Source organism: Streptacidiphilus jeojiensis (assembly GCF_042510965.1).
Classification (GTDB): Bacteria; Actinomycetota; Actinomycetes; order Streptomycetales; family Streptomycetaceae; genus Streptacidiphilus; species Streptacidiphilus jeojiensis.
In genome coordinates, this window is record NZ_JBEUKS010000006.1 from 432,395 (window position 1) to 457,454 (window position 25,060).

A 25,060-nucleotide genomic window follows, 5' to 3' on the forward strand; every position below is an offset into this window, starting at 1 on the left:
AGCTCCGCATGGGATCGCCGACCCGAAGAAGAGCCCTGCTGGCAGCCGTCGCCACGGCCGGGCTGGCGGCGGCGCTGGTGCCGCTGACCTCCGCGCAGGCCGCGACCACCGGCCTGCTGCGCGTCGACCAGGTGGGCTACGCGCCCGGCGACACGAAGATCGCCTATCTGATGACCAGCGCCGCCGTGACGGGGGAGACCTACAAGGTCCTCAACTCCGCCGGCTCCACCGTCGCCAGCGGAAAGGTCGGCAGCGCCAGCCGCGGCAACTGGAACTCCGCCTACCCCGACGTCTACCCCGTCGACTTCTCGTCGGTGCGTACCGCCGGCAGCTACCACATCGTCACCAGTGGTGCAGCAAGCGCTACTTCGCCCACGTTCAGGGTCGAGTCCGCCGCCAAGCTCTACGGCACCCTGGTCGCCGACGGCGTCAACTTCTACCAGAACCAGCGGGACGGCTCCGACGTCATCCCCGGGGCGCTCAAGCGGAAGCCGGCGCACCTCAACGACAGGTCCGCGACCGTCTACAAGCTGCCGAACTTCGACACCACCAGCGACAACGGCGACATCATCAAGGACAGCTCGCTGACGAGGATCGGCGGCCCGGTCGACGTCTCCGGCGGCTGGTTCGACGCCGGCGACTACCTGAAGTTCACCTTCACCACCGCCTACGCAGACGACCTGCTCTACGCCTCGGCCCGGGCGCTGGGCAGCAGCGCGCCCGCCTCGCTCCCGGCCGAGGCGAAGTACGGCACCACATGGCTGAACAAGATGTGGAACCCCGGCACCAAGACGCTCTACCTCCAGGTCGGCATCGGCAGCGGCAACGCCTCCGGGTCCTTCCTCGGCGACCACGACCTCTGGCGGCTGCCGCAGGTCGACGACTCCGACACCGCGAGCGCCGACAAGTACGCCGCCAGGAACCGTCCGGTCTTTGAAGCCGCAGCGCCCGGCGCCAAGATCGACCCGGACATCGTGGGCCGGGTCGCCGCCTCCTTCGCACTCGCCGCCCAGGCCGACGCCGCCTCCGGCGACATCGCGGGCGCCACCACCGAACTCGCCGACTCGACCTCCCTCTACGCGCAGGCCAACACCAAGCCGGGCAGCACCCTGGAGACGGCAGCGCCCGACGCGTACTACCCGGAGTCCATCTGGCACGACGCGATGGAACTAGGCGCGACCGAGATCGCCCTGGCCCAGCAGGCCCTGGGCCGGTCCAGGGCGACCTACCTGCCCTACCTCACCCAGGCGGCGACCTGGGCCAAGGACTACATCGCGAGCGACTCGGGCAAGGACACCCTCAACCTCTACGATGTCAGCGCCCTCGCCCACGCCGACCTGGTCAGCGCGATAGCTGCGGCGGGCAGCCCGAGCGGCCTGGCCGTCACCAAGGCCGGCCTGGTTGCCGACCTCAAGGCCCAGGTCGCCTCCGCCGCCAAGACTTCCGCGGCCGACATCTTCCGTGCCGGCGGCGACTACACCAACTTCGACGTCGACTCGCACAGCTTCGGCTTCATCTCCACCGAGGCCCTCTACCGCAAGGTCAGCGGTGACAGCCGGTACGCCGCCTTCGCGGGGGAGCAGCGCGACTGGCTGCTCGGCGGCAACGCCTGGGGCACCAGCTTCATGGTCGGCGCCGGCACCACCTTCCCGGACTGCACCGGTTCGCAGATCCCCAACCTCTCCGGCTCCACCAACGGCTCCGCGCCGATCGACACCGGCTCGGTCGTCAACGGCCCCAACGGGACCGACAACTTCACCGGAGGCCTCGGCGACCTGCAGGACGGTATGAAGAAGTGCGAGCACGACTCGTACACCGCCTTCACCGGCCACGGCGGCGAGTACGTGGACGACGTCCGCTCCTGGCAGTCCAGCGAGCAGGCGCTCGACATGACCGGCAGCGCGGTGCTGGCCGGCGCCCTGCAGTCGGCAGCGGCCGGGACCCGCTAGGCGGCCGGAGCGGCATGGTCGGTGTAGGTGTGGCCGGTGGGGGCGGTCCAGGTGACGTTGCCGGTGTCGGACTGGTAGCCGATGTGCCAGCCGGCGCGGTGCTTGGTGAGGTGGTGTCGGCGGCAGAGGGGGATGAGGTTGTCGGGGGTGGTCAGGCCGCCGGTGTGGGGGTTGGTGTGGTTGAAGGGGGTGACGTGGTCCAGGTCGCAGCGGCGGGAGGGGCGGGTGCAGCCGGGGAAGCGGCAGTGGGGGTCGCGGGCGATCACGTGGCGGGTGACCTCGGTGGTCGGCCGGTAGGTGGTGGGGTCGGTTTTGAGGACCTGGCCGGTGGCGGGGTGGGTGAGTAGGCGGCGCCAGATGCTGCCGGGGTGGGTGGCCAGTGCTCGGGCCTGGGCCGGGGTGATGGGGCCGTGGCCCTGGAGGTCGGCGGGTTCCTCAGCAGTGCCGATCAGGGTGTCGTAGGGGACGGTCACGATGATCGTCGGGGCAGGGGCGGCTGACGTTGTCCCCGTTTTGGAGACAAGTTCCACCAGCGCGTCGGCGCAGCGCTGGGGCAGGGTGCGGCCGTCCGCATCGAGGGTGTGGGCGTGCGCGGTGACGGCGGCGTCCACCAGGGCGGCGTCGCCTGCGGTGAGCAGGGCGCCGTACCAGGCCATGCCCTCGGGGTGGGCCTGCAGGGTGGTGCGCCGGTCTTCCCGGGCGCGGGTGTGGCGTTGTTCGGCGCCGGCAGGGTCGGCCTTGAGCACGGCGCGGCTGATGGCTTTACGGGCCGCGCCCACCGTCTGGGTCGGGAGCTTGGGCAGGACCAGGGCCTCCACGCGCGTGGCGGTCTCGTCGTCGAGGGCGGCGGTGTGTTCCAGCAGGGCCTTGAGGTGCATGATCTGCACCTGGCCCTGGGCCAGCAGCCCCACAGCGGTCGGGAACCGGCTCGTGAGCTGCTGGGCTTCGACCAGCCGCCCCCGTGCGGTGTCCGGGGAGATCCGCAGCGCACAGGCCACCTGCTCCTGGGTCTCCAGGAAATCCCCCAGCGCATCCGGCCGTCCGGGAATGCAGGTCAGCGGCTGCTCCTGCAGCCCGGCCAGCATGGCGATCTGCACCGCCTCCAGCCAGCACCGCGCCCGCGCCACCGCCACCAGCGCATCGATCCGCGCCGTCGCCGACAACTCCAGCCCCTCCAACGCGGCGATCCCGGCCACACTCTCCGCGCCGGGCACCGCCCGCGCCAACCCCGCCGCCCGGACGTTCACGTCCTCGAACCGGTCCATCCCGACCACCCCCTCCAGGTGCTCCGTACACCCCTGATTCTACCGTGACTCACCGTCAAAACCGTCACCGATAGGGCCCCTGACCTGTATGAACGGTTGCTAGTCGAACCTCCGCACGTCCCCCGAAAACGCTCCCTGTCCGAGGCCCAACCTGTCCCCGAAACCGGGACAAGCCCGCCCCCTCGTGGTTGCCGCGAGCGCGAGCGAGCCACCCCGGCCGTGCATGGACCTTCGTGCCCCACGGAGATGACGGTGGTTCAGTTGGAGCAGACACGCACGGGTTGCACGGCTCCCTGGAAGGGGGCTCGGTCGCCGGCGGACCGGCGGGGGCCACCCAGGACTGACGCCAGGGTGACCTATGACGGCCGCTCGTCGAAGCGGCGGACGAAAGTGCGCTGCCAGGGGGTTTCCACCGCACCGGCCGCATAGTGGGCGCGGACGTAGGCGACCGCCCGGTCGGCGGGGACTCCGTCCAGGACGGCGAGGCAGGCGAGTGCGGTGCCGGTACGGCCGCGGCCGCCGCTGCAGGCGAGCTCGACGCGTTGCGTCGCGGCTCGGGACCAGGCCTCCTGCAGCGCCTCCGCGGTTACCGCACGGTCGGCAGGCAGCCGGAAGTCGGGCCAGTGCAGCCACCTGGCCTCCCAGTCGACCCGGGGTGGCTGACGGCCCAGCAGATAGAGCGCGAACTCCGGCAGCGGACCTGCCGGGAGTGGGCGGCGCAGCGCCCGTCCGCGAACGAGCCGACCCGAGGGGAGCCGGAGCACCCCCGCGGCGCCGGGGTCCCAGGTGGCCGCTACGGGCGCGCTCATTCCGGCCCCTTGTCGGAGATCCAGAAGGCCTTGTAGCTCAGCGCCGGGTGGCGGTGCGGCCTACGCGTCCGGCCCGTCACGCAGGACGGGCCGCCGCTCCACAGGCTGCCGCTCGACGGGCCGCCGCTCCACGGGCTGCCGCTCGACGGGCCCCCTGCCAGGATGGACGAGCCGTAGGACGCCACCTCCTGTTCGAGGGTGTCCCGGTCGGTCTCCTCGTTGAAGACGCCGACGATCAGACGGCCGCCGGGTACCAGCACCCTGGTCATCAGATGCTTGAGGTAGGCGGGCCGCGTAGCCGGCGGGACGTAGTCCAGGCCAGTGCGGACGATGTCGAAGCGGCGTGGCGGCTGCCAGCCCATGGCGTTGGCGGACCAGATCCTGTCGGCCCACTGTGGGCAGCGTTGCCGGGCCAGGGCAGCCAGGCGCGGGGAGATGTCCACACCGTAGGGATCGATCACGGTGCCGCGCTCGGCGGCCCACTCCGTCAGGGTCTCCATCAGATGGCCGTTGGCGCAGCCGATGTCCAGGAAGCTGCCGCCCTGCTCGGGCAGCGCATCGACGAGCAGGCCCCGGGCCCGCCGCCAGTGGGCGACGTCACCGCTGTGGCCGGACTGCGCGCGGGGGTTGTCCGCGGCCAGATAGGCCGGTTCCAGTACGGCGAGGACGGCGGCGTGCCAGCCGGCCTGGTCGAGTTCCCCGGCGGCGTAGGCGGCGTCGATCGCTGCCATGGTGCGCCAGGAGCGCTCCTTGGCGGCGGCCAGTTCCTCGGCCCCGGTCACTGATCCGGTAGCGGTCTCGGCCTCGGCGTCGCTCATGTGCGGTGCACCCCTCCGGTCGGCGACTCCTCCGGTCGGCGACCTCTCCGGTCGACGGCCCCTCCGATTGGTGACCCTCCGATCGGCGAACCCTCCGATCGGCGAGCATGCGGTCCCGCGCCGGGATCGGCCCCGGCAGAGGGGGGATTCACTCCCTTGCGGAGCCAAGGTCGGTGCCGCCCGCGCCCAGGTCTCCCTGCGGGTACAGGGCGACCAGCACCCCGTGCACGGGCTCGTCGGCGCCGGCCTCCTCGGCGGTCTCCACCAGGCGTTCCAACTCGGCTCTCAGGCGCTTGGCCTGAGCCTCCGTCAATCGGACGTGGCGCAGCAGCAGGAGCGGCTCGCCGGTGGACTCGTCGAGTTCCTCGGCGACCGCGCCGAACATCGCCGCGGTGGCGGCGGACTGGTGGCCGGCGAAGGTCATCCGGCGGGCGGTGCGCTGGTAGTACTGCTCGGTTCCGCCCCGCACCTGGCGGGTCTCCACGACGCGGACCATCCCGGCGTCGCGCAGAACCCGGAGGTGGTGCGCGACATTGCCCTTCTGGGCGCCGAGTGCGGTGGCGAGCTGGCTCATGGTGGCGCGGCGGGCGAGGGCGAAGAGCAGGCGCTGCCGCAGCGGGTGCGAGAGGGCTTTGAACTGGACCGCACTGTCGACCTCCAGGAGTTCGTCCGCAGGGGGCAGGTCGCGTGTCTGCAAGGGCTCCATGGCATCCAAGTGTCTATGTCTCTTGACGCTTTTTCAAGTGGCGTGCTCTACTCCTGCTGACGGAAGCACCGACACACTGGTTCCACTCACGGGGGAGTCTCCATGGCCACGCTCGACACCGACCGGATCGTCACCGACACCGCCAAGCTGATAGCCGAGCACTACGTCTTCCCCGAGGTCGCCGAGCAGCTGTCCGCGCTGCTGCTGGCGAACCTCGGGGCGGGCCGCTACGCCGCCGCCGGCACCGCCGAGCAGCTGGCCGTGCTGGTCACCGAGGACCTCCGGTCCATCAACGGCGACCAGCACCTGCGGCTGAAGTTCCACGCGGAGCAGGCCCCGGAGGAGCCCGGCGGCGCGGTGCTGGCCGAGGTCACCCGGGAGGCCGACGGATCCCTGAACGGCGTGCCGCTGGTGCAGCGGCTGGACGGCGGGGTGGTGCTGCTGGAACTGGCGCCGATCATCTTCCCGATGACGCTGAAGGACGGTGCTACCGGGGAGACCCTGATCGCCGCGCTCAACCTGGTCGCCGGTGCCGAGGCTCTGATCATCGACCTGCGCCGGAACCGTGGAGGCAGCCCCGACACCGTCGCCTTCATCTGCAGCTACCTGCTGGACGAGTCCACCCACCTCAACACCAACTACTGGCGCGACGGCGACACCTACGCCCAGTCCTGGACGCTGCCGTACGTCCCCGGCCCGCGCTTCGGCGGCAGCAAGCCGCTGTACGTCCTCACCAGCGGCACCACCTTCTCCGGCGCCGAGGAGCTGAGCTACGACCTGCAGCAGCTCGGCCGGGCCGTGGTCGTCGGCGAGCGCAGCCGGGGCGGTGCCCACCCCCGCGAGGGCTACACCGTCCACCCGCACCTGGAGGCGACCATCCCCACCGGACGCTCCGTCAACCCGGTTTCCGGGACCGACTGGGAGGGCGTCGGCGTACAGCCCGACATCGAGGTCCCGGCGACCGAGGCGCTGGACCGGGCCCACCACGAGGCGCTGGCCGCGCTGGCCGCCGCATCCGCCGCCGCCGTATCCGCTACCGCCACCGCCGCCGCTTCCGCTGCCGCCGCCGTATCCGCCTGAAGCCGGGCGTGTCTGTGAGTCAGGCAAACGGAATCCCTGCTCCGCGTCAAGAAAACACCATATTTACCTGGTAAGTCCGGATTCGTCGTGTTGCGTGCCGGGGCCCCCGACCGGGGCCCCGGCAGACTCCGAGCCATGGCAACGATCGCGACGAGCACGGCTGTCCCAGCCCCCCGGACCGAAGCAGCACCGCAACCCCGCTACGCGCGCCCCGCCCTGATAGTCATCACCGCCGTCGCGACCCTGCTCTACGCCTGGGACATCGGACACAGCAGCTACCACCCCTTCTACGCGGACGCGGTGCGCAGCATGGCGGGGAGCTGGAAGGCCTTCGTCTACGGGTCCTTCGACCCCGGCAACACCATCACCCTGGACAAGCTCCCCGGCTTCCTGTGGCCGCAGGCCCTCTCCGCCCGCGTCTTCGGCTTCCACGCCTGGGCGCTGACGCTGCCCCAGGTCATCGAGGGCGTGCTCAGCGTGCTGGTGCTGCACCGGGCGGTGCGGCGCTGGGCCGGCGTCAACGCGGCACTGTTCGCGGCCGCGCTGTTCACGCTGACGCCGGTGGTGGCCGGGCTGTTCCGCACCGCCGTCGAGGAGCCCGCCTTCACTCTGCTCCTGCTGCTCGCCGCCGACGCCACCCAGCGCGCCGCGCGCGACGCCAGACTGCGGTCGCTGCTGCTGGCCGGGGTCTGGGTCGGGCTGGCGTTCCAGGCCAAGATGCTGGAGGCGTTCGCGGTACTGCCGGCACTGGCGCTGGTGTACGGGCTGTCCGCCCCGGCGAGGCTGCGGCGCAGGCTGCTCCACCTCGGCCTGGCCGGAGCGGTCACGCTGGCGGTGTCGGCGTCCTGGATGCTGCTGGTCACCCTCACCCCGGCGCAGGACCGTCCCTATGTCGACGGCAGCACCGACAACTCGGCCGTGAGCATGGTCGTCGGCTACAACTTCCTCAACCGCTTCTCCTCCGTGGGCGTCAACGCCGCCGACACCGGCAGCGTGCAGACCGTGCGCGCCGGAGGAATGGGCGGCGGGGGAGCCGCAGGCGCCCACCACGGCGCCGCGAACGCCGGCACCGGCACCGGCACCGGCACCGGCGCCGTCGCCGTCGCCCAGGGCGCCGGACACGGCGGTAGCGGCGGTGGCGGCGGTAGCGGCGGTGGCGGCGGCAGGGGCGACGGTGGCTGGACCAAGCTGCTGACCGGTCCCATGGCCGCACAGACCGGCTGGTTCTATCCGCTGGCCCTGGCCACCCTGCTACTCGGCTTCCTCCAGCGCCGCCGCGCCCCACGAACCGACACCCTGCGCGCCGGGCTGCTGCTCTGGGGGACCTGGTTCGCGGTGTTCTTCCTGGTCCTCAGCGCCGGGAGCGTCAACGGCCACACCTACTACCTTGGGGTGGTCGCCGCCCCGCTGGCCGCGCTGGGCGGCGCGGGCCTGGTGCTGCTGTGGCGCGCCTACCGGCGCGGCGGCGCCGCTGCCTGGGCACTGCCGGCCACCGTGGCGGTGACGGCCGGCTGGGGAGCGCGGCTGACCCACGGCTACCCCACCTTCCTGCCGCTGCTCATGCCCGCAGTGCTGCTGGTCGGCCTGGTCTCGGTGCTGCTGCTGGCCGTACCGCTGGCACTGCCGGGGCTACCCCGGTTCCGCAGCCTCGGTCGCCTGGCTGCAGCCGGGTTCGCCGCCGGGCTGGTGGCGATGCTGGTCGCCCCCGCCGCCTGGAGCTCCTCGGTGCTCGACCCGGCGTACGGGCACTCCGGCTTGGGCGCGGTCGGGCCCCCGGCCCGGCGGATGTGGGGCTTCGCGCCCAAGACGGTGGACCCCGCCATGGCGGCCTTCGCCGGGGTGATGCGCGGATCGGGGACACTGACGACCGCTCAGCGGAGCCTGCTCGGCTACACCAAGGCCAACCGGGACGGCGCCCGCTACCTTTTCGCCACCAACAACTGGGCGCTGGCCTCCCCCTACATCCTGGCCTCGGACGCGGCGGTGCTGCCCATCGGCGGATTCACCAACCAGGCGCCGTCGCCGACCCTCGCGTCACTGAAGCAGCAGGTCAGTGCGGGTGAGCTCGGCTATGTGCTGCTCAGCGACCGGCCGCTGGACTTCGGTGCTGGTGGGGGTGGTGGCGGCGGTGCGGCCGGCGGAGGCGGCAGCTTCGGCGCTGGCCACGGCACCGGCAGAGGCGCCGGCGGTGCCGGTGACGCGGTGGCCACCACCGTCGCCGCCCAGGCCACCGGCTGGGTCACCAGCAACTGCACCGTCGTCCCGCCCGCCGCCTACGGCGGGGGCGTGGCCGGCAGCAAGCTCTACCACTGCTCCCCGAAACAGAGCTGACCCGCCGTCAAGAATGCTGAGCGTCAGGAGGGCTGTAGGGCTGTCCGTCAGGGAGGCAGTCCGTCGGGAAGGCTGTCCGTCAGGAAGGCTGTCCGTCAGGAAGGCTTGGGGATGCCGAGGAGCCGGATCGACTCCTCGCGCATCTCCACCTTCCTGATCTTCCCGGTCACCGTCATCGGGAAGGCGTCAACCAGGTGCAGATAGCGCGGGATCTTGAAGTGCGCCAGCCGCCCGGTGCAGAACTCCCGCAGCGCCGCGACGGTCAGTTCGGGCACGCCGGGGCGCAGCCGCACCCAGGCCATCAGTTCCTCCCCGTACTTCTCGTCGGGGACGCCGACGACCTGGGCGTCGATGATGTCGGGGTGGGTGAGCAGGAACTCCTCGATCTCGCGGGGATAGACGTTCTCGCCGCCCCGGATCACCAGGTCCTTGATCCGGCCGGTGATGGTGACGTAGCCGTCCTCGTCCATGGCGGCCAGGTCGCCGGTGTGCATCCAGCCCTCGGCGTCGACCGCCTCGGCGGTGCGCTCCGGCTCGTCCCAGTAACCGAGCATCACCGAGTAGCCCCGGGTGCACAGTTCCCCGTTGCCGCCGCGCGGAACGGTGGCCCCGCTGTCCGGGTCGACGACCTTGACCTCCAGGTGCGGTCCGACCCGGCCGACGGTGGAGACCCGCTGCTCCAGCGTGTCGTCGATGCGGGTCTGGGTGGAGACCGGAGAGGTCTCGGTCATGCCGTAGCAGATTGACACCTCGCTCATGCCCATCCGCTCGACCACCTGCTTCATCACCTCGGTGGGGCAGGGCGAGCCGGCCATGATGCCGGTCCGCAGGCTGGACAGGTCGTAGCCGCCGAAGCCGGGGTCGTTCAGGACGGCGATGAACATCGTCGGCACGCCGTAGAGCGAGGTGCAGCGCTCGGCGGCGACCGCGGCCAGGGTGGCGGCGGGCTCGAACGAGGGGGCCGGGATGACCACGCAGGAGCCGTGGGTGGTGGCCGCGAGGTTCCCCATGACCATGCCGAAGCAGTGGTAGAAGGGCACCGGCACGCAGATCCGGTCCTGCTCGGTGTAGTGGCACAACTCACCGACGAAGTAACCGTTGTTGAGGATGTTCCGGTGGGAGAGGGTGGCTCCCTTGGGGAAGCCGGTGGTGCCCGAGGTGTACTGGATGTTGATCGGGTCCTCCGGGTCCAGCTGCGCCCCGATGGCGGCGAGCCGGTCCGGGTCGTTGTCCGCCGCGGCGCGGCCGACGCGGACCAGGGCGTCCCAGGACTCGGTGCCGATGAGCACGGTGTCGCGCAGGGCCGGACATTCGGGGGCGGCCTCGGCGAGCATCGCCGCGTAGTCGGAGCCCTTGTGCGCCGGCAGGGCGACCACGGTGCGGATCCCGGCCTGGTTCAGCACGTACTCCAGCTCGTGGGTCCGGTAGCCGGGGTTGACGGTGACCAGGATCGCGCCGATCTTCGCGGTGGCGTACTGGAGGAAGACCCACTCGGGGCAGTTGGGGGACCAGATGCCGACCCGGTCGCCCTTGGCCACCCCCAGGGCCAGCAGCCCGTGGGCCACGGCGTCGACCTCGGCGCCGAAGGCGCGGTAGGTCCATCGGCGTCCGGTGGGAACGTCGACCAGTGCCTCGCGGTCGCCGTACCGGGCCGTGATCCGGTCCAGGTCGGCGCCGATGGTGCTGGTCAGCAGCGGAGTGTCGGCGGGGCCGGTGGCATGACTGGTGGCATGGCTGGGGGCAGACATGCGGACACGGTATATCCGCTACCACCCCGACGGACAGACGTCGGCGTGGACACGCTGCGGACCGGCTGCGGCAGCACGACGGCCCCGACCCGGGGTGTCCGGGGCGGGGCCGTCGTGGGTGACCGGGGAGCGGTGCGCGCTCGTCAGATGGACTGCCAGCTGGGCTTGGCGGCCCAGGTCGCGCGGAAGTAGTCGGCCAGCTTGAGGCCGGAGGCGGCGGCCTCGTCGACCACCACGGTCGCGTGCGGGTGCAGTTGCAGTGCCGAGGCGGGGACCACGGCGGAGACCGGGCCCTCGACGGTGAGGGCCACGGCGTCGGCCTTGCCCTCGCCGGTGGCCAGCAGTACCAGGTGGCGGGCCTCCAGGATGGTGCCGATGCCCTGGGTGATGACGTGGTGCGGGACCTCGTCCAGGTTGTTGAAGAAGCGCGCGTTGTCGACCCTGGTCCGCTCGGTCAGCGTCTTGATCCGGGTGCGGGAGGCCAGCGAGGAGCAGGGCTCGTTGAAGCCGATGTGGCCGTCCGTGCCGATGCCGAGCAGCTGCAGGTCCACGCCGCCGGCCGCGGCCAGGGCCTGGTCGTAGGCGAGGCAGGCGGCGGCGATGTCCTCGGCGCTGCCGTCCGGGCCCATGAAGGAGGACTCGGTCAGGCCCAGCGGCTCGACGACCTCGCGCAGCACCACCGACCGGTAGGACTCGGGGTGGCCCTTGGGCAGGCCGACGTACTCGTCCAGCTGGCAGATCCGGGCCCGGCTGACGTCCAGGTCGGTCTCGCGGACCTTGGTGGCCAGCGCCTCGTAGATCGGCAGCGGCGTGGAGCCGGTGGCCACGCCCAGCAGGGCGTCCGGCTTGCGGATCAGCAGGTCGGCGATCGCCGCCGCGATGAGCTCGCCGCCGGCGGCGGCGTCGGGAACGATCACAATTTCCATGCTGGTCCCATCACAGTCGAGGCAAAGTCGGGCAAAGCCGAAAAAAGCATTGTGGTATAGACCAATTTTAGCAGAAAGCGGGGCTCCTCGCGCCCCGGGCGGGCCGTCCGGGGGAGCGGCGGATCAGAAGCTTTCGGCCTCGCGCCGGTAGCGTCCGGGCGTGCTGCCGAAGGCGTGCCGGAACGACTCCACGAAGGCGCTGGTGCTGCTGTATCCGCAGGCGGTCGCGGTGGTGGTGACGGAGGCTCCGGCGGCCAGCAACTTGAGCGAGTGGTGCAGCCGCAGCTGGGTCCGCCACTGCGGGAAGGTCATCGCGGTGTGCTCCCGGAACAGCCGGCTGAGGGTGCGTTCGCCGGCGCCGATCGCGGCGCCGAGCTGGGCCAGGGTGCGCGGGTCGGACGGGTCGGCCAGTAGCAGTTCGGTGATGTCCCGCAGCCGGGGGTCGCTGGGGGAGGGCAGATGCAGCGGCAGCGCCGGCACCCGGCGCAGCTGGTCCAGGGCCACCCGCTCCAGGTTGGCCCTGGCCTGCTCGTCCGCGTCCCGGTCCTCGATCAGCGCGGTGATGACCTCGCGCAGCAGTGGGCCGACCGCCACCACGGTCGGCTGGTCCACCCGCAGCGGATTGACCGAGGCCTCGAAGATCAGGTTGTACATCTGGGTCGGGCCGTGCGCCTGGTGGGCGTGCGGCACCCCGGCCGGCACCCAGACCGCGCGGTGCGGCGGCACCACCCAGGCGCCGAGGCTGGTGGACACCTGGAGCACCCCGGACCTCGGGTAGATCAGCTGGTGGACCTCGTGGTCGTGCCACTCGACCCGTTCGCGGTGGGTGAGCGACTTCCGGTCCGGGCCGGGCAGAGGCAGGCGGGTTACCGACATAAGTAGGCAGGATACTGGTAGCCCGCACCAGGACGTCGGCGAAATCCTGGGTGCATGCAGAGTTCTCCCAGTTCAGCCAGTCCTCCCAGTTCAGCCAGTTCAGCCGGTTCTCCCGGTTCGACACTGCCCTCCGGGCCCGCTGCGGCCGGTCCCGGGCCGACCACCTGGCAGCGGATGCGCCTGTGGGGCGCGGCCCATGCCGTCGACGACCTCTACCAGGGCCTGGTGCCCGCGAGCGTGCCCTACTTCGTGCTGGACCGGCACTACGGCTACGTCGCCGCAGCCGGGCTCACCATGGCCGCCACGCTGGGCAGTTCGGTGCCGCAGCCGTTCATCGGGGTGCTGGTGGACCGGCTGCGCCCCGGCTGGCTCGCGGCCGCCGGGGTCGGCCTGGCCGGCCTCGGGCTCGGACTGTCGGGGCTGGTCCCGACATATCCGCTGGTGTGGACGCTGATCCTGCTCTCCGGGCTCGGCGTGGCCATGTTCCACCCCGCCGCCGGGCGCTCGGCCCGGGAGGCGGCCGGCGACAGCGCCGGGGCGATGAGCATCTTCGCCGCGGGCGGCAGCGTCGGATTCTTCCTCGCCCCGGTCCTGGCCACCCCGGCACTGGTGGCCTGGGGCGTCGGCGCCACGGCGCTGTTCATCCCGCCGGCCGTGCTGATGGCCTTCGCCCTGCTGCGGAACCGCCGTCGGCACGGCGAGCTCACCGCCGGCGCCCCGGCCAGGTCGGGTCGCGACCAGTGGAACCCGTTCCTGGTGCTGACGGCGATCGAGGTGGTCCGCTCGGTGGCGTTCTTCGGCGTCAACACCTTCATCGAGCTGTACTGGCTGCGCGAGCTGCACACCGGCCGGGCGCTGGCCGGGACCGCGCTGGCCTGCTTCCTCGGCGGAGGAGTGCTGGGCACCCTGCTGGGCGGGCGGATCTCGGACCGGATCGGCATGGTCCGCACCGTCCAGCTCGGCGCCGTCCTGGCCGTCCCGCTGCTGGTCGGCCTGCGGCTGACGCCGGGCGGAGCACTGCCGCTGCTGTTCGCGCTGCTGTCCGGGGTCGCGCTCAACATCCCCTTCGCGGTGCTGGTCAAGCTGGGGCAGGACTACCTGCCCTCGCGTCCGGGAACCGCCGCCGGCGTCACCCTCGGACTGGCCGTCAGCATCGGCGGGCTGATCTCCCCGGCCTTCGGCGTGCTCGCGGACGCGCACGGGCCGCAGGCGGTGCTGGCCGTCATCTGCGTGGTCCCGGTGCTGGCCCTGGGACTCGGGCTCTTCCTGCGCGAACCCGACGCCGATGCCTAGACCGATCGCGCCTGGTCGCTGACGGCGGTTCAACTGCCGTGACCACGTGTTCACCCATGGATCTGCCATGTCCCCTACCGATCACAGTGACGAGGCGTCACTCTAGGTGTCAGGCGTGCCGCGTCGGCGCGCCCGAGGGGGAGGGCCATGGGCCCGCAGTCGCGCGACGCCGCTCCCGCCTCCGCCTCCGCCGCCGGGCGGACGATGCGGCGGCGGCACGGCGCGCTGCCCGGATGGCGGCCGGTGCTGGTACGCGGCTGCGCCGGGCTGGTCCTGCTGCCGGCGCTGCTGGCCGGGCTGCCACTGGTGCTGCTGTACGGGACGCTGGCACTGGCCCGGGACGGCGGACCGTTCGGCGGCCAAGGCCTGGGCGGCTTGATGAGCGCCCCCGACCAGGGGCAGTTGCTGGTCTGGGTGCTCGCCGCGATCGGCTGGCTGGCCTGGGCCGGGTTCGCGCTGGGGGTGCTGGTCGAACTCGCGGCACGGATCGGCGGACGGGTCCCGCGTCGGATCCCGGCGCTGGGCTGGTCGCAGCGGTCCGCCGCCGCGCTGCTCGGTGCGGTGTTCGCACTGCTGCCGGCCTCGGGAGCGTTCGCTGCCGCGCTCCCGGCACCGGCCGCGGCGGTCTCGGCGACCGCGCCGCCGGCCGTCGCGCCGACGGGTGCCGCGAAGGCCACTGCCGCTGCCGCGGCTGCCTACACCGTGCACACCGTGCAGGCGGTCCGCCCGGCCGAGACGCTCTGGTCCATCGCCGAGTCCCGGCTGGGCAGCGGTGACCGCTGGCAGGAGATCGCCCGGCTCAACCAGGGGCGGGTGATGGACGCGAGCGGAGCGGTCTTCCTGGCGGACGCACCGCTCTCGCCCGGCTGGCAACTGGTCATGCCGGCCGATGCGGTGACGGTTACTCAGAAGGGTTCACCCGAAACCTCCACCACGGTGACGGTGACGGTGCACCAGGGTGACACCCTCACCGGAATCGCCGAGGAGCACCGTGTCAGCGGGGGCTGGGAATCCGTCTATGCCGCCAACCGGCAGGTCATCGGGGCCGATCCGGATGTGATCCAGCCGGGCGAGCAACTCCGGCTCCCGGGTGCGGCGCCCGCGTCCGCCCGTCCCACTGCGGCACCGACACCGACACCCACGGCCACGCCTACGCCTACGCCGACACCCGCTCCCGCGCACCGGTCCGTACCCGAGCAGGCGGTGCCGGAGCCTGCCGCCGCCGGGGCCGCTGCCCAGGGACCCGCCGCGCCGGCGCCGGTCGCGCCGCACGCCGGAGATCCGGTCCGGCTCCCTGCCCTGGGCGCCGCCGCGCTCCTCGCCGCCGGCCTGGTCGGGCTGCTGGTCCGCAACCGGGTCCGCCAGCAGCGCCGCAGACCCCCGCGTCGGCGCATCCCCATGCCCGATGTCGAGGAGCAGCAGTACGAGGCGTTCCTCCGGGCCGTGGCCGACCCGACCGGGCTGGACCTGCTCGACCGCACCCTGCGCACCCTGGGCATGACCTGTCTGGAGACCGGGGCCGAGCTGCCCCCGCTGACCGCCGTGGCCCTGCGCCCCGGCGGCACCGTCGATCTGCACCTGGCGGTTCCGGCGCCACCGCTCGCGCCCTTCGAGGGTTCTCCGGACGGACGGATCTGGCGCTGCCGCGCCCGTGAAGCCGAGCTGATCGCCCCGGAGCGGGCCGGCGGCGTCCCGGCCCCCTATCCGGCGCTGGTCACCCTGGGCCGCACCCTGGACGGGGTGCACGTCCTGGTGGACCTGGAGCAGGTACGGCATCTGCACCTGGACGGCAGCCCCGAGGAGGTCGCCGCCGTCAGCCGGGCGCTGGCGGCGGAGCTCGCGGCGAGCCCGCTCGCGGACCGGATCCGGCTGTTCGCCGTCGGCAGCCCTGGCCCGGCCGGCGCCGAGGAGGCCTTCGGCAGCGACCGGATGGCCGTCTGCGGCAGCGCCGACCAGGCCCTCTCCGGTCTGGCCGGACACCGGTCAGCGCTGGTCGACTCATTGACGGCGTGTCAGGTCCCCCACCCCCGCTCGGCCCGCTCCCAGGGCGTGGCCACCGAGCTCTGGGTGCCCGCCCTGCTCTGCACCGACCAGACCTTGACGGAGGGTCAGCTGGCGCAGCTGGACTGGGTCCTGTCCGGGGAGGAACACCGCTGCATCGCCGCGGTCACCCCGGCGACGGCCGGCCCTGGACTCCATGTCGACGCCCGCCCCGGTCATCACGGCTCGCCCGACGGGCTGCCCTTCGCCGTCGAACTGCAACGCCTGACGGCGGACGAGTACGCGGCGGCGCTGAGCCTGCTCGCCACCAGCCGGCGGCCTTCCGACGAACCGGCACCGGACTGGACCGGCCACGATCCGGAGGCCGAACCCGACCGGGACGACCCGTTCGTCATCCCGGTACTGGCCACCCGATCCCGGGCGACCGGTGGCGGCACTCCGGCCTCGGCCACCTCCGTCCCGCTGCTCGACCCCGACCTGCCGGGCGCGGGCCGGCCCGTCCCGGGCCACCGGGGCGGACTGATCCCGTCACTGAGCGGCGGCCTGAGGGCGCATCAGGCAGCGGAGGGGCAGGGCCGGGGACAGGGCCAGCGCCAGGGCGAGGGCCAGCGCCACGGCCACACGCACGGCCACGACCACGGACCGGCATCGGTACAAGACCGGCTGCCGCAGCACCCCGTACCGCCTTCGCGTACCGGCCCGCCGCCGCTCGGCGAGGACGGCTGGCCGCTGGCTCCGGCCCCGCGCATCCTGCTGCTCGGGCCGGTGCGGCTGATCGGCACCAACGGCTTCGCCGAACCCGCGCTCACCAGCCAGTTGACCGCCCTGGCCGCACTGCTGGCGGCCCATCCCGACCCCGACCCCAGACTCGTGGACGCGGTGATCCATCCCGTCCCCTACGCCGCCCGACGACCGGCCGCGGTCGGCCGCAGGGCCCAGCAGATCCGCACCGCGGCGCTGTCCCGGCTGCGCGACTGGCTGGGGGTCTCGCCCGGTGGCGTGCCCTATCTGGACCCCGCCGCCAGGCGGCTGCATCCCGCCGTGACCTGCGACTGGACCGACTTCCAGGACCTGTACCGGCACGGCATGAACGCCTCGGGCCCGGCGGAGGACGCGGCGCTGCGCCGGGCGCTGGACCTGGTGCGCGGAGGCCCGTTCGCCGGATCGCACCACCTGTACCCCTGGGCCGAGCCCTACCGCCAGGACATGGTCTCGGCGATCATCGACGCCTCCCACGAACTCGCCAAGCGCCGCCTCGCCGTCGGCGACCTCAACGGCTGCGAGACCGCGCTGCACAGCGGGCTCGCGGCCGTCCCCGAGGCCGAGATCCTGCACCGGGGTCTGATCCGCCTCTATGCCACCTCGGGGCTCGGCAACCACGTCGCCGCCACCATCACCAGGCTCGCCCAGGTCAACGACGCCCTGGGGTGCCTCGACTACGAGCCGGAGACCCTCGAACTCCTCGACTCGATCGCCGGCCGAGGGCGTACGCACCGGCGCAGACCAGGATCCGGACACCGGTACCGGTACAGACGCATCTGACGCAGACCCGATACCCCTCTGCGATTTCCCACGACCTGTCACCACTGTGAGGAGCCCACGGAATGATCCCTTCGAACGGACGTCACCGCAGACCGCAACCGCCCAACGCCGCCGGCGTCACCCTGGCCAAGGCCGCGGGCGCAACCGCCGTCGGCGCCGCGATACCGGTGCTGGTCGCCGCACCCGGCCATGCCGCGACGTCGTCGGTCTGGGACAAGGTGGCCGCCTGCGAGTCGGGCGGCGACTGGCAGATCAACACCGGCAACGGCTACTACGGCGGACTCCAGTTCACCGCCGCCACCTGGGCGGCCTACGGTGGCGAGCACTACGCGAGCACGGCGAACCGGGCGACCGAGGCCGAGCAGATCACCGTCGCCCAACGGGTGCTGCAGGGTCAGGGGCCGGGGGCCTGGCCGGTCTGCTCGGTTCGGGCGGGACTGACCCGCAGCAACGGCGCCGCGGCGGCGGCCGAGAAGCCCGCCCCCAAGCCTGCGGTGAAGGCCGCCACGAAGAAGGCCACTGTCAAGAAGGCCGCCACCAACAAGGCCAGTGTCAAGAAGGCGGCCGTCAAGAAGGCCGCCGTCAAGGCACCGGGCACCTCCGGGAAGACCGAGGAGCACACCGTCCGCCGCGGCGAGACGCTGTCCGGCATCGCTGAGAGCCTGCACATCAGCGGCGGCTGGCAGGCCCTCTACGCGGTCAACCGCTCCGTCGTCGGCAGCGACCCGAATCTCATCCTGCCGGGCGAGCGCCTCACCTGGACCGGGTCGGCCGCGGCCAAGCCCACGGCCAAACCCGCCGCCGAGGTCACCGTCGCGACCAGCGTCGTCCACCACACCACGTCCACTCCGAAGTCCAGCAAGGCTGCCGCCTTCGTCGCACCGATCAGCGCCCACTACGTGATCTCCGAGGGCTACGGCGTCCCCGGCGCCTGGGCGGCCGGTCACCACACCGGTGTGGACCTCGCCGTCCCGGTCGGCACCACGGTGCACGCGGTTGGCGCCGGCACGGTGGTGAAGGCCGAGTGGGGCGGTGCCTACGGGAAGATGGTCGAGATCCGGCACGCTGACGGCCGCTACAGCCTCTACGCCCACCTCTCCCGGATCGACGTGCACACCGGCGAGACCGTCTCTGCCGGCACCGAACTCGGACTGTCCGGCGCCACCGGCAATGTGACGGGTCCGCACCTGCACTTCGAGGTGGACACCACCGAGCAGTACGGCTCCGACATCAACCCGATCAGCTGGCTCGCCGCCCACGGAGTCAGTCTGGGCTGAGCGGCAGGGCTGAGCGGCCGGGCTGAGCGGCAGGGCGGCGACACAGCGAGAGGGACACATCCGTCACAGGGGCCGCGTAGGGTGACCTCCGGTGCTGACCCGGTGCCCACCCGGTGCGGCGCGGACGGAAGGAAACCACGTGCGGCCCCTGCTCGGAGTGATCGGCGCCCTCGCCGTCCTCGGTGTGTTCTCGTCGGTGGTGCGCACCCTGGTGATGCCCCGGCCCTCCAGCTCCGGATTCACCCGGGTGGTGCTGGCGACGCTGTTCGTACCGTTCCAGCTGCTCGCCGACCGCTGCTCCAGCGTGGAGCGCAAGGACAAGGTGCTGGCCCCGGTCGCACCGCTGTCGCTGCTGGTCACGCTGGTGCTGTGGCTGCTGTCGTTCCTGGTCGGTTACGCCCTGCTCGAAGCGGCGGTCAGCGATCTGGGCGTCAAGGCGGCGCTCGACGAGGCCGGGTCGTCGCTGTTCACCCTGGGCTTCGCCAGCAGCAACCGCAGCGCGCTCACCGCCGTCGACTTCTGCGCGGCGGCCACCGGCCCGATCGTCATCGCGCTGCAGATCGGCTACCTGCCCGCCCTCTACAGCGCCTACGCGGCCAGGGAGGCGGAGGTGACCCTGCTCCAGTCGCGCTCCGGCAGCCCGCCCTGGGGGCCGGAGATCCTGGCCCGCTACTCCCAGGCGGAGCTGTTGGACTCGCTGGACCAGTTGTTCAGCAACTGGGAGCGCTGGGCCGCCCAGGTCAACGAGAGCCACACCACCTATCCGGTGCTGATCCAGTTCCGCTCGGCCCGCGCCACCCGCAACTGGATGGTCTCGCTGCTGTCGGTCCTCGACGCGGCTGCCCTCAGCTTGGCCTTCAACCCGTCCCGGCGTCCGCAGACCCCGGCCCGGATGGCGCTGCGGGCCGGCTACGTCTGCCTGCGCGACCTCGCCGACGTCCGGGGCATCCCCTACAGCGCCGATCCGATGCCGGACGACCCGCTCGACCTCGACTACGGGTCGTTCCTGGAGGGCGTGGAGCGGATGCGCCAGCAGGGCTTCCCGATGGAGCGCACCCCGGAGCAGGCCTGGCCGCACTTCCGCGGCTGGCGGGTCAACTATGAGAACCTCGCCTACCGCCTCGCCTACGACATCGACGCCGTCCCGGCCGCCTGGTCCGGCTCCCGCCGCACCCCCTCGGTCATCCTGCGACCGACGACCCCGAAGGACCGCCAGCCGGCCGCCCGCTGACGCCGGGTGGTACGGCGCCGGCGAGGACCCGGCCCAGTACCTCCGCCAGCCGGCGCAGCAGCTCGCCCTCCGGGTCGTGGTCCGGGTTGACCTCGGTGACCACCAGGCCGGCGAAGGCCGGGCTCGCGCACAGGCGGGCCAGGACGGATTCGGCCTGATCGAGTGTCAGGCCGTTGAAGTGCGGGAAGTTCGCGAGCGGGAAGGCGCCGGTGTCCAGCACGTCCACGTCGAAGTGGACCAGCACCGACTCCGCCCGTGCCTCGACGTGGGCGAGCGCCGCCACGGCGGCGCCCGCCGGGTCGGCGCGGACCGCCGCCACGGGCGTGGCGTGCAGGCGGTGGGCGGCCAGCCGGCCCCAGTGCTCGGTGCTGAGTTCGGCGGGGTCGAAGCCGAGCAGCGCGATGTGGTCGGCGGGGAGCAGCGGGTGGCGGCCGCCGAGGCGGGCGAGGGCGGGGGCGCCGTCGCCGAGCAGATGGGTCGTCCCCATGGTGTCCAGGACGGCGGAGTCGGTGGTCTCCGGGGTGCTCAGGTCGGCGTCACCGTCGAAGTAGACCAGGCCGGGCGTGGTGCCCCGGGCCGACAGCCCGGCGACCGCGCCCAGGGTGATGGTGCAGTCGCCGCCCAGCACCAGCGGCAGCCGTCCGGTCGCCACGACCGCCGCGACCTCGGCCGCGGTGCGGCGGGCGGTCTCCGCCACCCGCTCCAGGTCGCGGACGCCGTCCACCGGTGGGCTGGGCCGGTGCCGCTGTACCGGCAGGTCGCCGAAGTCCTCCACCGCGAGGCCGTGCCCGCTGAGTTCCTTGAGCAGGCCCGCCGCGCGCCAGGCGGCCGGGGCCTTCTCCTGGCCGGGGTTGTGCGAGCCCGCGCTGGTCGGGACTCCCAGAACGCCCAGCCCTCGTTCCGCGCTCCTCGTCCGCGTGTTCGTCGCCGTCATGCGCTTCCCCTGCCCGCCCTCCGTGGCGCTCAGTCCTCCAGGATCGGCGGGGCGTCCAGCACCGGCTGGACGTGGATCGGCATGTTCAGCGGGCGTCCGCCGGGGCCGGGTGCGGTGGAGAGGTAGGCGGCGAGGTCGTAGGCGGCCTCGGCGGTGGGGCAGTCGACGATCCAGTAGCCGGCCAGGAACTCCTTGGTCTCGGGGTACGGGCCGTCGGTGATGACCGCTGCGCCGCCGTCGGCACCGGCCCTGACGATCCTGGCCTGGTCGGGGGAGGCGAGGCCCTGGGCGTCGACCAGCTTGCCCCGGGCGGCGATCTCCTGGTCGGCGTCCCGCATGAACCCGATGTGCGCGGCGATCTCGTCCTTCGTCCACTGGTCCATCGACGGGAAGCCGGCGGAGACCTGGCTGAACTGCATCAGCAGCATGTACTTCATGGTGTTCTCCCTCAGGGTCGGTGTGTCGGTGTGTCGCTGCGGTGGTGCGTCCTTCGACGCTCTCGCTGACTGGTCGGAGCCGGGACCGGTTTCTCTACATCCCCCCGGAAGCAATCCGAGAAAACTTCCGGCGTGCGCCGGAGTGGTCCCTGTCTCCCCACACTGCAAGTCCTGGGGGTGCGCTGATCCGATCAGGTGACAATCGATACCCTGCCTGGGAAGGTTGTAGGTAGCAACCACTGAAATGGAGTCCCCATATGGTCGGCGATTCATCGCCCTCCCGGTCCGCCGCCTCCCCAGCAGCGGAGGGACCGCAGGGTCACCCAAGTCCGCACGGCCCGCACTACAAGTGGATCGCACTGTCCAACACCACCCTCGGCATGCTGATGGTGATGATCAACCAGTCGATCGTGCTGATCGCACTGCCCAACATCTTCGACGGCATCAAGCTCAACCCCCTGGACCCCCACAACACCAGTTACCTGCTCTGGATGATGATGGGCTTCATGGTGGTCACCGCGGTGCTGGTGGTCTCCTTCGGCCGCCTCGGCGACATGTTCGGCCGGGTCCGCATGTACAACATGGGCTTCCTGCTGTTCACCGTCTGCTCCATCCTGCTCTCCCTCACCTGGGGCAGCGGCAGCCAGGCGGCGCTGTGGCTGATCGGCTGGCGGATCGTGCAGGGCGTCGGCGGCGCGCTGATCTTCGCCAACTCCACCGCGATCATCACCGACGCGTTCCCGGTCAACCAGCGCGGCACCGCGCTGGGCATCAACGTCATCGCTGGTATCGCCGGCGGCTTCATCGGACTGATCCTCGGCGGCGTGCTCGGCCCGGTCGGCTGGCGCTGGATCTTCCTGGTCTCGGTCCCGGTCGGCATCTTCGGCACCATCTGGGCGTACCTCAAACTCAAGGACACCGGCACCAGGCAGCCCGCCACCATCGACTGGTGGGGCAACCTCACCTTCGCGGTCGGGCTCATCTCGATCCTGGTCGGCATCACCTACGGCATCCAGCCCTACGGCGGCAGCACCACCGGATGGGGCAACCCCTGGGTGATCAGCGCACTGGTCGGCGGGCTGATCGTGATGCTGCTCTTCGTCTGGATCGAGACCCGGGTCGAGGACCCGCTGTTCCGGCTGTCGCTGTTCAAGATCCGGGCCTTCACCGCCGGCAACCTGGCCAGCCTGCTGACCGCGCTGGGGCGGGGCGGCCTGCAGTTCATCCTGATCATCTGGCTGCAGGGCATCTGGCTCCCGCTGCACGGCTACAGCTTCCAGGACACCCCGCTCTGGGCCGGCATCTACATGATCCCCATGACGGTGGGTCTGCTGGTGGCCGCGCCGATCTCCGGCATCCTCTCGGACCGCTTCGGCTCGCGGATCTTCACCGTGGCGGGGGCGCTGCTCAACGCGCTCAGCTTCGGGCTGCTGATGGTGCTCCCGGTGAACTTCCCGTACTGGGCCTTCGCCGCGATCCTGGTGCTGAACGGCCTCGGGGCCGGGCTGTTCGCCTCCCCGAACCGGGCCCAGATCATGAACGCGATCCCGGGCCGCCAGCGCGGCGTGGGCGCGGGGATGACGGCGACCTTCCAGAACGCGGCGATGGTGCTGTCGATCGGCATCTTCTTCAGCCTGATCGTGATCGGCCTGTCGCAGAACCTGCCGTCCGCGATGTACAGCGGACTGACCGCGCAGGGCGTGCCGGCCGCCTCGGCCCACTCGATCTCACAACTGCCGCCGCTGGCAGTGCTGTTCGCGGCGTTCCTGGGCTACAACCCGATGCAGCAGCTGCTCGGGCCGGTGCTGCACCAGATCCCGGCGGACAAGGCGAGCTACCTCACCGGCCGCAGCTTCTTCCCGCACCTGGTCACCGGGCCGTTCCAGGACGGCCTCAGCGTGGCGTTCTGGTTCGCGCTGGCCGCCTGCCTGATCGCGGCGGCGGCGTCCGCCATCACCGGCGGCGTGAAGCCGGTGAGGGCCGGTGCCGCGCCGGTGGAGCGCGAGCTCCCCTCCCCGGTCGGCGACGAGCCGGTCTCGGCGGAGGACGTGGAGGACGTGGTGGAGGACGTGGTCGACTCGCTGCGCAGCGGCGGGGGCGGCGAGAACTGACGTACCGTCTGGTCTGAAGCAGGAAACACTACGGGGCCCGCCGACCGATCCGCAGCCGACCGGCGGGCCCGGTCCGTTCAGTCCCCGCCCTCAGCGCTGGTGCATCTGGAAGAACTCGGTCAGCACCGGCGCGACCGCGTCCGGCTTGAGCATGTGCGTCTGGCCGGGCAGCGTGCGGTACTCGGATCCCGTTAGCACGTCGGCCAGTTGGCGCATACCGTCGCGCATCGGCTGCGGGCTCTTGCCGCCGTCCATCACCAGCGTCGGCAGTGTCGCCCCGGTCCAGCGGTCGGTCGGCAGTGGACGGCCGGAGCCGGTGTCGCCGAGCACCCGCATGTCGTAGGGCAGGGTGTGCGCCACCCCCTTCAACTTCGACCAGACCGGCAGCAGTTGCATCACCAGCAGGGCGGCGGACGGTACGCCCACGGTGCGCAGGAACATCTTCACGGTGGCGCCGCGCTTGCCCGCCGCGACCAGGGCGTCCATGGTCTCGATGTAGTCGGCCGGACGCACCGGGCCGTTGGCGTCCACGGCCAGCGGGTACTCGTAGAGCGCCAGCGAGAGGAAGTCGGGCAGGACGTTCGCCGCCTCCAGGGCCACGGCCGCGCCCGAGGAGATCCCGTACAGATGGGCGCTGCCCCCGGCCGCCTCCAGAACCGCGGCCAGGTCCTCGACCTCGCGCTCGACCGCGTAGGGCAGGGTGTTGCCGCTCTCGCCGCGGCCGCGCCGGTCGTAGGTGTAGACGGTGAAGTGCCGGGTGAGCGCGGCGGCCAGCGGACGGGCCGGCCCGGACGCGCGGTAGCAGAGGGCGCCGTCGACCAGGATCACGGCCGGGCCGCTCCCGATCCGCTCGTAGGCGATGGCGGTGCCGTCCTTGGAGGTGGCGAAAGCGGTCGGAGTGGGGGCGGTGGTCGGAGCGGTGGAGGTCATGGTGACTCCCTGGGGACGGTCGGGTCGTTGAGGGTGTCGAGCCAGGAGCGCCACCCGGCGGTGGTCCGTTCCAGGTCGGCGGCGGGGTCGAACAGGTGGTGCGCCAGCATCACGCCGTTCTCGGGGAACAGGAGCAGGAAGCGGAACAGGCCCGCGTCGGTGCGCACCGCGAGGGCGGCGGGCTCGGCGTGGTAGACGGTGCCGGAGGCGAGGGCGGCCAGGGCCGGTGACGTCGTACGCACAGTGGGGCCGGTGCCGGTGCCGGTGCCGGGGTGCACTGGTTCGGCACCCAGGCCGAGTTCCTGGAGGAGCCGCGTCCGTGCGTCGGTCCAGCGCAGGCCCGGCGCGCCGAAGAGGGTGAGCGGGCGGGCGGTGCGGCCCGCGAAGTGGGTGAGCTGCTCGACCAGGGTGCGGAAGAACAGGGCGATGCCCTGGCCCATGGCCTCGAACTCGCCCTCCCAGTCGTCGCCGGGCAGGAATCCGCTGGTCGACAGGCGCAGCACGGTGCTTCCGCTGTCCCGTCCCTCGATCAGGAACTCGTAGGCGATGAAGCGGCCGTCGGGCCCGGTCCCGCTGCGGTGCTCCAGGAGCTTCAGCGGATCCCAGCCGGTCACCGTCGAGTCCAGCGGCCCGCGCCTGGTGTGGGTGCGGATCAGGCCGCCCGGTCCGGCCTCGACCTCGTTGCTCCCCATGAACCAGGAGTCCATCCCCGGGCCGGTGGCGATGGCCTCCCACACCTGCTCGGGTTCGGCGGGGACCTCGGCCTCGTGGCGGATCACATAGTCATGACCCATGG

Annotated in this window: 19 protein-coding genes; 8 read left to right on the forward strand and 11 right to left on the reverse strand. The window is 72.1% G+C overall.

Annotated elements, in window-relative coordinates; translation table 11 throughout:
* Positions 1–8: 8 nt before the first annotated feature.
* Positions 9–1,949 (forward strand): glycoside hydrolase family 9 protein, encoded by a 1,941-nt coding sequence (locus ABUW04_RS19455; RefSeq protein WP_380565928.1) that lies wholly within the window; start codon positions 9–11, stop codon positions 1,947–1,949.
* Here the strand turns inward: ABUW04_RS19455 and ABUW04_RS19460 are convergent.
* The 4 genes from ABUW04_RS19460 to ABUW04_RS19475 all read right to left on the reverse strand — a co-directional run bounded on the left by ABUW04_RS19460 (position 1,946) and on the right by ABUW04_RS19475 (position 5,547).
* On the reverse strand, positions 1,946–3,214 hold the full coding sequence (locus ABUW04_RS19460; RefSeq protein ID WP_380565929.1) for an HNH endonuclease signature motif containing protein: 1,269 nt from the start codon (positions 3,212–3,214) through the stop codon (positions 1,946–1,948). The genes ABUW04_RS19455 and ABUW04_RS19460 overlap by 4 nt on opposite strands.
* 356 nt (positions 3,215–3,570) lie before the next feature.
* On the reverse strand, positions 3,571–4,023 hold the full coding sequence (locus ABUW04_RS19465; RefSeq protein WP_380565930.1) for a protein-tyrosine phosphatase family protein: 453 nt from the start codon (positions 4,021–4,023) through the stop codon (positions 3,571–3,573).
* Positions 4,020–4,841 carry a class I SAM-dependent methyltransferase gene (locus ABUW04_RS19470; protein ID WP_380565931.1) on the reverse strand — a complete coding sequence of 274 codons (822 nt, stop codon included), beginning with the start codon at positions 4,839–4,841 and terminating at the stop codon, positions 4,020–4,022. Before ABUW04_RS19470 ends, ABUW04_RS19465 begins: the two co-directional genes overlap by 4 nt.
* Before the next feature lie 148 nt (positions 4,842–4,989).
* On the reverse strand, positions 4,990–5,547 hold the full coding sequence (locus tag ABUW04_RS19475) for an ArsR/SmtB family transcription factor (RefSeq protein ID WP_380565932.1): 558 nt from the start codon (positions 5,545–5,547) through the stop codon (positions 4,990–4,992).
* A gap of 102 nt (positions 5,548–5,649) precedes the next feature.
* Between ABUW04_RS19475 and ABUW04_RS19480 the strand changes: the two genes are divergently transcribed.
* Both ABUW04_RS19480 and ABUW04_RS19485 read left to right on the forward strand, forming a co-directional pair.
* Positions 5,650–6,627 (forward strand): S41 family peptidase, encoded by a 978-nt coding sequence (locus ABUW04_RS19480; RefSeq protein WP_380565933.1) that lies wholly within the window; start codon positions 5,650–5,652, stop codon positions 6,625–6,627.
* Between the two features lie 135 nt (positions 6,628–6,762).
* Positions 6,763–8,958 carry an ArnT family glycosyltransferase gene (locus tag ABUW04_RS19485; protein ID WP_380565934.1) on the forward strand — a complete coding sequence of 732 codons (2,196 nt, stop codon included), beginning with the start codon at positions 6,763–6,765 and terminating at the stop codon, positions 8,956–8,958.
* A 95-nt stretch (positions 8,959–9,053) separates the two neighbouring features.
* On the opposite strand, the gene ABUW04_RS19490 is transcribed toward ABUW04_RS19485, so the two are convergent.
* From ABUW04_RS19490 to ABUW04_RS19500, 3 genes are all read right to left on the reverse strand, one after another.
* Complete coding sequence (locus ABUW04_RS19490) at positions 9,054–10,706, reverse strand: AMP-binding protein (protein ID WP_380565935.1); 1,653 nt, start codon at positions 10,704–10,706, stop codon at positions 9,054–9,056.
* 143 nt (positions 10,707–10,849) lie between these two features.
* A complete protein-coding gene (nagB, locus tag ABUW04_RS19495) occupies positions 10,850–11,632 on the reverse strand; it encodes a glucosamine-6-phosphate deaminase (protein WP_030252394.1) in 783 nt (260 codons plus the stop codon).
* 123 nt (positions 11,633–11,755) lie between these two features.
* Positions 11,756–12,508 carry an AraC family transcriptional regulator gene (locus tag ABUW04_RS19500; RefSeq protein WP_380565936.1) on the reverse strand — a complete coding sequence of 251 codons (753 nt, stop codon included), beginning with the start codon at positions 12,506–12,508 and terminating at the stop codon, positions 11,756–11,758.
* Between the two features lie 174 nt (positions 12,509–12,682).
* Between ABUW04_RS19500 and ABUW04_RS19505 the strand changes: the two genes are divergently transcribed.
* From ABUW04_RS19505 to ABUW04_RS19520, 4 genes are all read left to right on the forward strand, one after another.
* Positions 12,683–13,801: an MFS transporter gene (locus ABUW04_RS19505; protein WP_380565937.1), complete on the forward strand. Its 1,119-nt coding sequence runs from the start codon at positions 12,683–12,685 to the stop codon at positions 13,799–13,801.
* Positions 13,802–13,948: 147 nt separating this feature from the next.
* Positions 13,949–17,344, forward strand: a complete 3,396-nt coding sequence (locus ABUW04_RS19510) for a LysM peptidoglycan-binding domain-containing protein (protein ID WP_380565938.1) — start codon at positions 13,949–13,951, stop codon at positions 17,342–17,344.
* 62 nt (positions 17,345–17,406) lie between these two features.
* Positions 17,407–18,621, forward strand: coding sequence for a transglycosylase family protein (locus tag ABUW04_RS19515; RefSeq protein WP_380565939.1), 1,215 nt, complete (start codon positions 17,407–17,409; stop codon positions 18,619–18,621).
* Positions 18,622–18,760: 139 nt separating this feature from the next.
* Positions 18,761–19,852, forward strand: coding sequence for a hypothetical protein (locus ABUW04_RS19520; RefSeq protein ID WP_030252404.1), 1,092 nt, complete (start codon positions 18,761–18,763; stop codon positions 19,850–19,852).
* On the opposite strand, the gene ABUW04_RS19525 is transcribed toward ABUW04_RS19520, so the two are convergent.
* Together ABUW04_RS19525 and ABUW04_RS19530 are read right to left on the reverse strand one after the other, a co-directional pair.
* Entirely contained in the window at positions 19,803–20,786 is a 984-nt protein-coding gene (locus ABUW04_RS19525) for an arginase family protein (protein WP_380565940.1), read from the reverse strand. The genes ABUW04_RS19520 and ABUW04_RS19525 overlap by 50 nt on opposite strands.
* 29 nt (positions 20,787–20,815) lie before the next feature.
* The gene (locus tag ABUW04_RS19530) at positions 20,816–21,223 is read right to left on the reverse strand and encodes a YciI family protein (protein ID WP_380565941.1); all 408 of its coding nucleotides are present in this window, start codon (positions 21,221–21,223) and stop codon (positions 20,816–20,818) included.
* Positions 21,224–21,480: 257 nt separating this feature from the next.
* Between ABUW04_RS19530 and ABUW04_RS19535 the strand changes: the two genes are divergently transcribed.
* On the forward strand, positions 21,481–23,334 hold the full coding sequence (locus tag ABUW04_RS19535; RefSeq protein ID WP_380565942.1) for an MFS transporter: 1,854 nt from the start codon (positions 21,481–21,483) through the stop codon (positions 23,332–23,334).
* A 90-nt stretch (positions 23,335–23,424) separates the two neighbouring features.
* Here the strand turns inward: ABUW04_RS19535 and ABUW04_RS19540 are convergent, their stop codons facing one another.
* Both ABUW04_RS19540 and ABUW04_RS19545 read right to left on the reverse strand, forming a co-directional pair.
* Entirely contained in the window at positions 23,425–24,264 is an 840-nt protein-coding gene (locus ABUW04_RS19540) for an alpha/beta fold hydrolase (RefSeq protein WP_380565943.1), read from the reverse strand.
* Positions 24,261–25,058 carry an SRPBCC family protein gene (locus tag ABUW04_RS19545; RefSeq protein WP_380565944.1) on the reverse strand — a complete coding sequence of 266 codons (798 nt, stop codon included), beginning with the start codon at positions 25,056–25,058 and terminating at the stop codon, positions 24,261–24,263. Before ABUW04_RS19545 ends, ABUW04_RS19540 begins: the two co-directional genes overlap by 4 nt.
* Positions 25,059–25,060: the final 2 nt, after the last annotated feature.

Excerpts from the sequence above, each read along its gene's own strand:
- ABUW04_RS19535 (WP_380565942.1), top strand. The coding sequence starts at position 21,481 with ATGGTCGGCGATTCATCGCCCTCCCGGTCCGCCGCCTCCCCAGCAGCG.
- ABUW04_RS19465 (WP_380565930.1), bottom strand. The coding sequence starts at position 4,023 with ATGAGCGCGCCCGTAGCGGCCACCTGGGACCCCGGCGCCGCGGGGGTG.
- ABUW04_RS19470 (WP_380565931.1), bottom strand. The coding sequence starts at position 4,841 with ATGAGCGACGCCGAGGCCGAGACCGCTACCGGATCAGTGACCGGGGCC.
- ABUW04_RS19480 (WP_380565933.1), top strand. The coding sequence starts at position 5,650 with ATGGCCACGCTCGACACCGACCGGATCGTCACCGACACCGCCAAGCTG.
- ABUW04_RS19515 (WP_380565939.1), top strand. The coding sequence starts at position 17,407 with ATGATCCCTTCGAACGGACGTCACCGCAGACCGCAACCGCCCAACGCC.
- nagB (WP_030252394.1), bottom strand. The coding sequence starts at position 11,632 with ATGGAAATTGTGATCGTTCCCGACGCCGCCGCCGGCGGCGAGCTCATC.
- ABUW04_RS19505 (WP_380565937.1), top strand. The coding sequence starts at position 12,683 with ATGCGCCTGTGGGGCGCGGCCCATGCCGTCGACGACCTCTACCAGGGC.
- ABUW04_RS19485 (WP_380565934.1), top strand. The coding sequence starts at position 6,763 with ATGGCAACGATCGCGACGAGCACGGCTGTCCCAGCCCCCCGGACCGAA.
- ABUW04_RS19540 (WP_380565943.1), bottom strand. The coding sequence starts at position 24,264 with ATGACCTCCACCGCTCCGACCACCGCCCCCACTCCGACCGCTTTCGCC.
- ABUW04_RS19455 (WP_380565928.1), top strand. The coding sequence starts at position 9 with ATGGGATCGCCGACCCGAAGAAGAGCCCTGCTGGCAGCCGTCGCCACG.
- ABUW04_RS19545 (WP_380565944.1), bottom strand. The coding sequence starts at position 25,058 with ATGGGTCATGACTATGTGATCCGCCACGAGGCCGAGGTCCCCGCCGAA.
- ABUW04_RS19530 (WP_380565941.1), bottom strand. The coding sequence starts at position 21,223 with ATGAAGTACATGCTGCTGATGCAGTTCAGCCAGGTCTCCGCCGGCTTC.
- ABUW04_RS19460 (WP_380565929.1), bottom strand. The coding sequence starts at position 3,214 with ATGGACCGGTTCGAGGACGTGAACGTCCGGGCGGCGGGGTTGGCGCGG.
- ABUW04_RS19475 (WP_380565932.1), bottom strand. The coding sequence starts at position 5,547 with ATGGAGCCCTTGCAGACACGCGACCTGCCCCCTGCGGACGAACTCCTG.
- ABUW04_RS19525 (WP_380565940.1), bottom strand. The coding sequence starts at position 20,786 with ATGACGGCGACGAACACGCGGACGAGGAGCGCGGAACGAGGGCTGGGC.
- ABUW04_RS19510 (WP_380565938.1), top strand. The coding sequence starts at position 13,949 with ATGGGCCCGCAGTCGCGCGACGCCGCTCCCGCCTCCGCCTCCGCCGCC.
- ABUW04_RS19490 (WP_380565935.1), bottom strand. The coding sequence starts at position 10,706 with ATGTCTGCCCCCAGCCATGCCACCAGTCATGCCACCGGCCCCGCCGAC.
- ABUW04_RS19500 (WP_380565936.1), bottom strand. The coding sequence starts at position 12,508 with ATGTCGGTAACCCGCCTGCCTCTGCCCGGCCCGGACCGGAAGTCGCTC.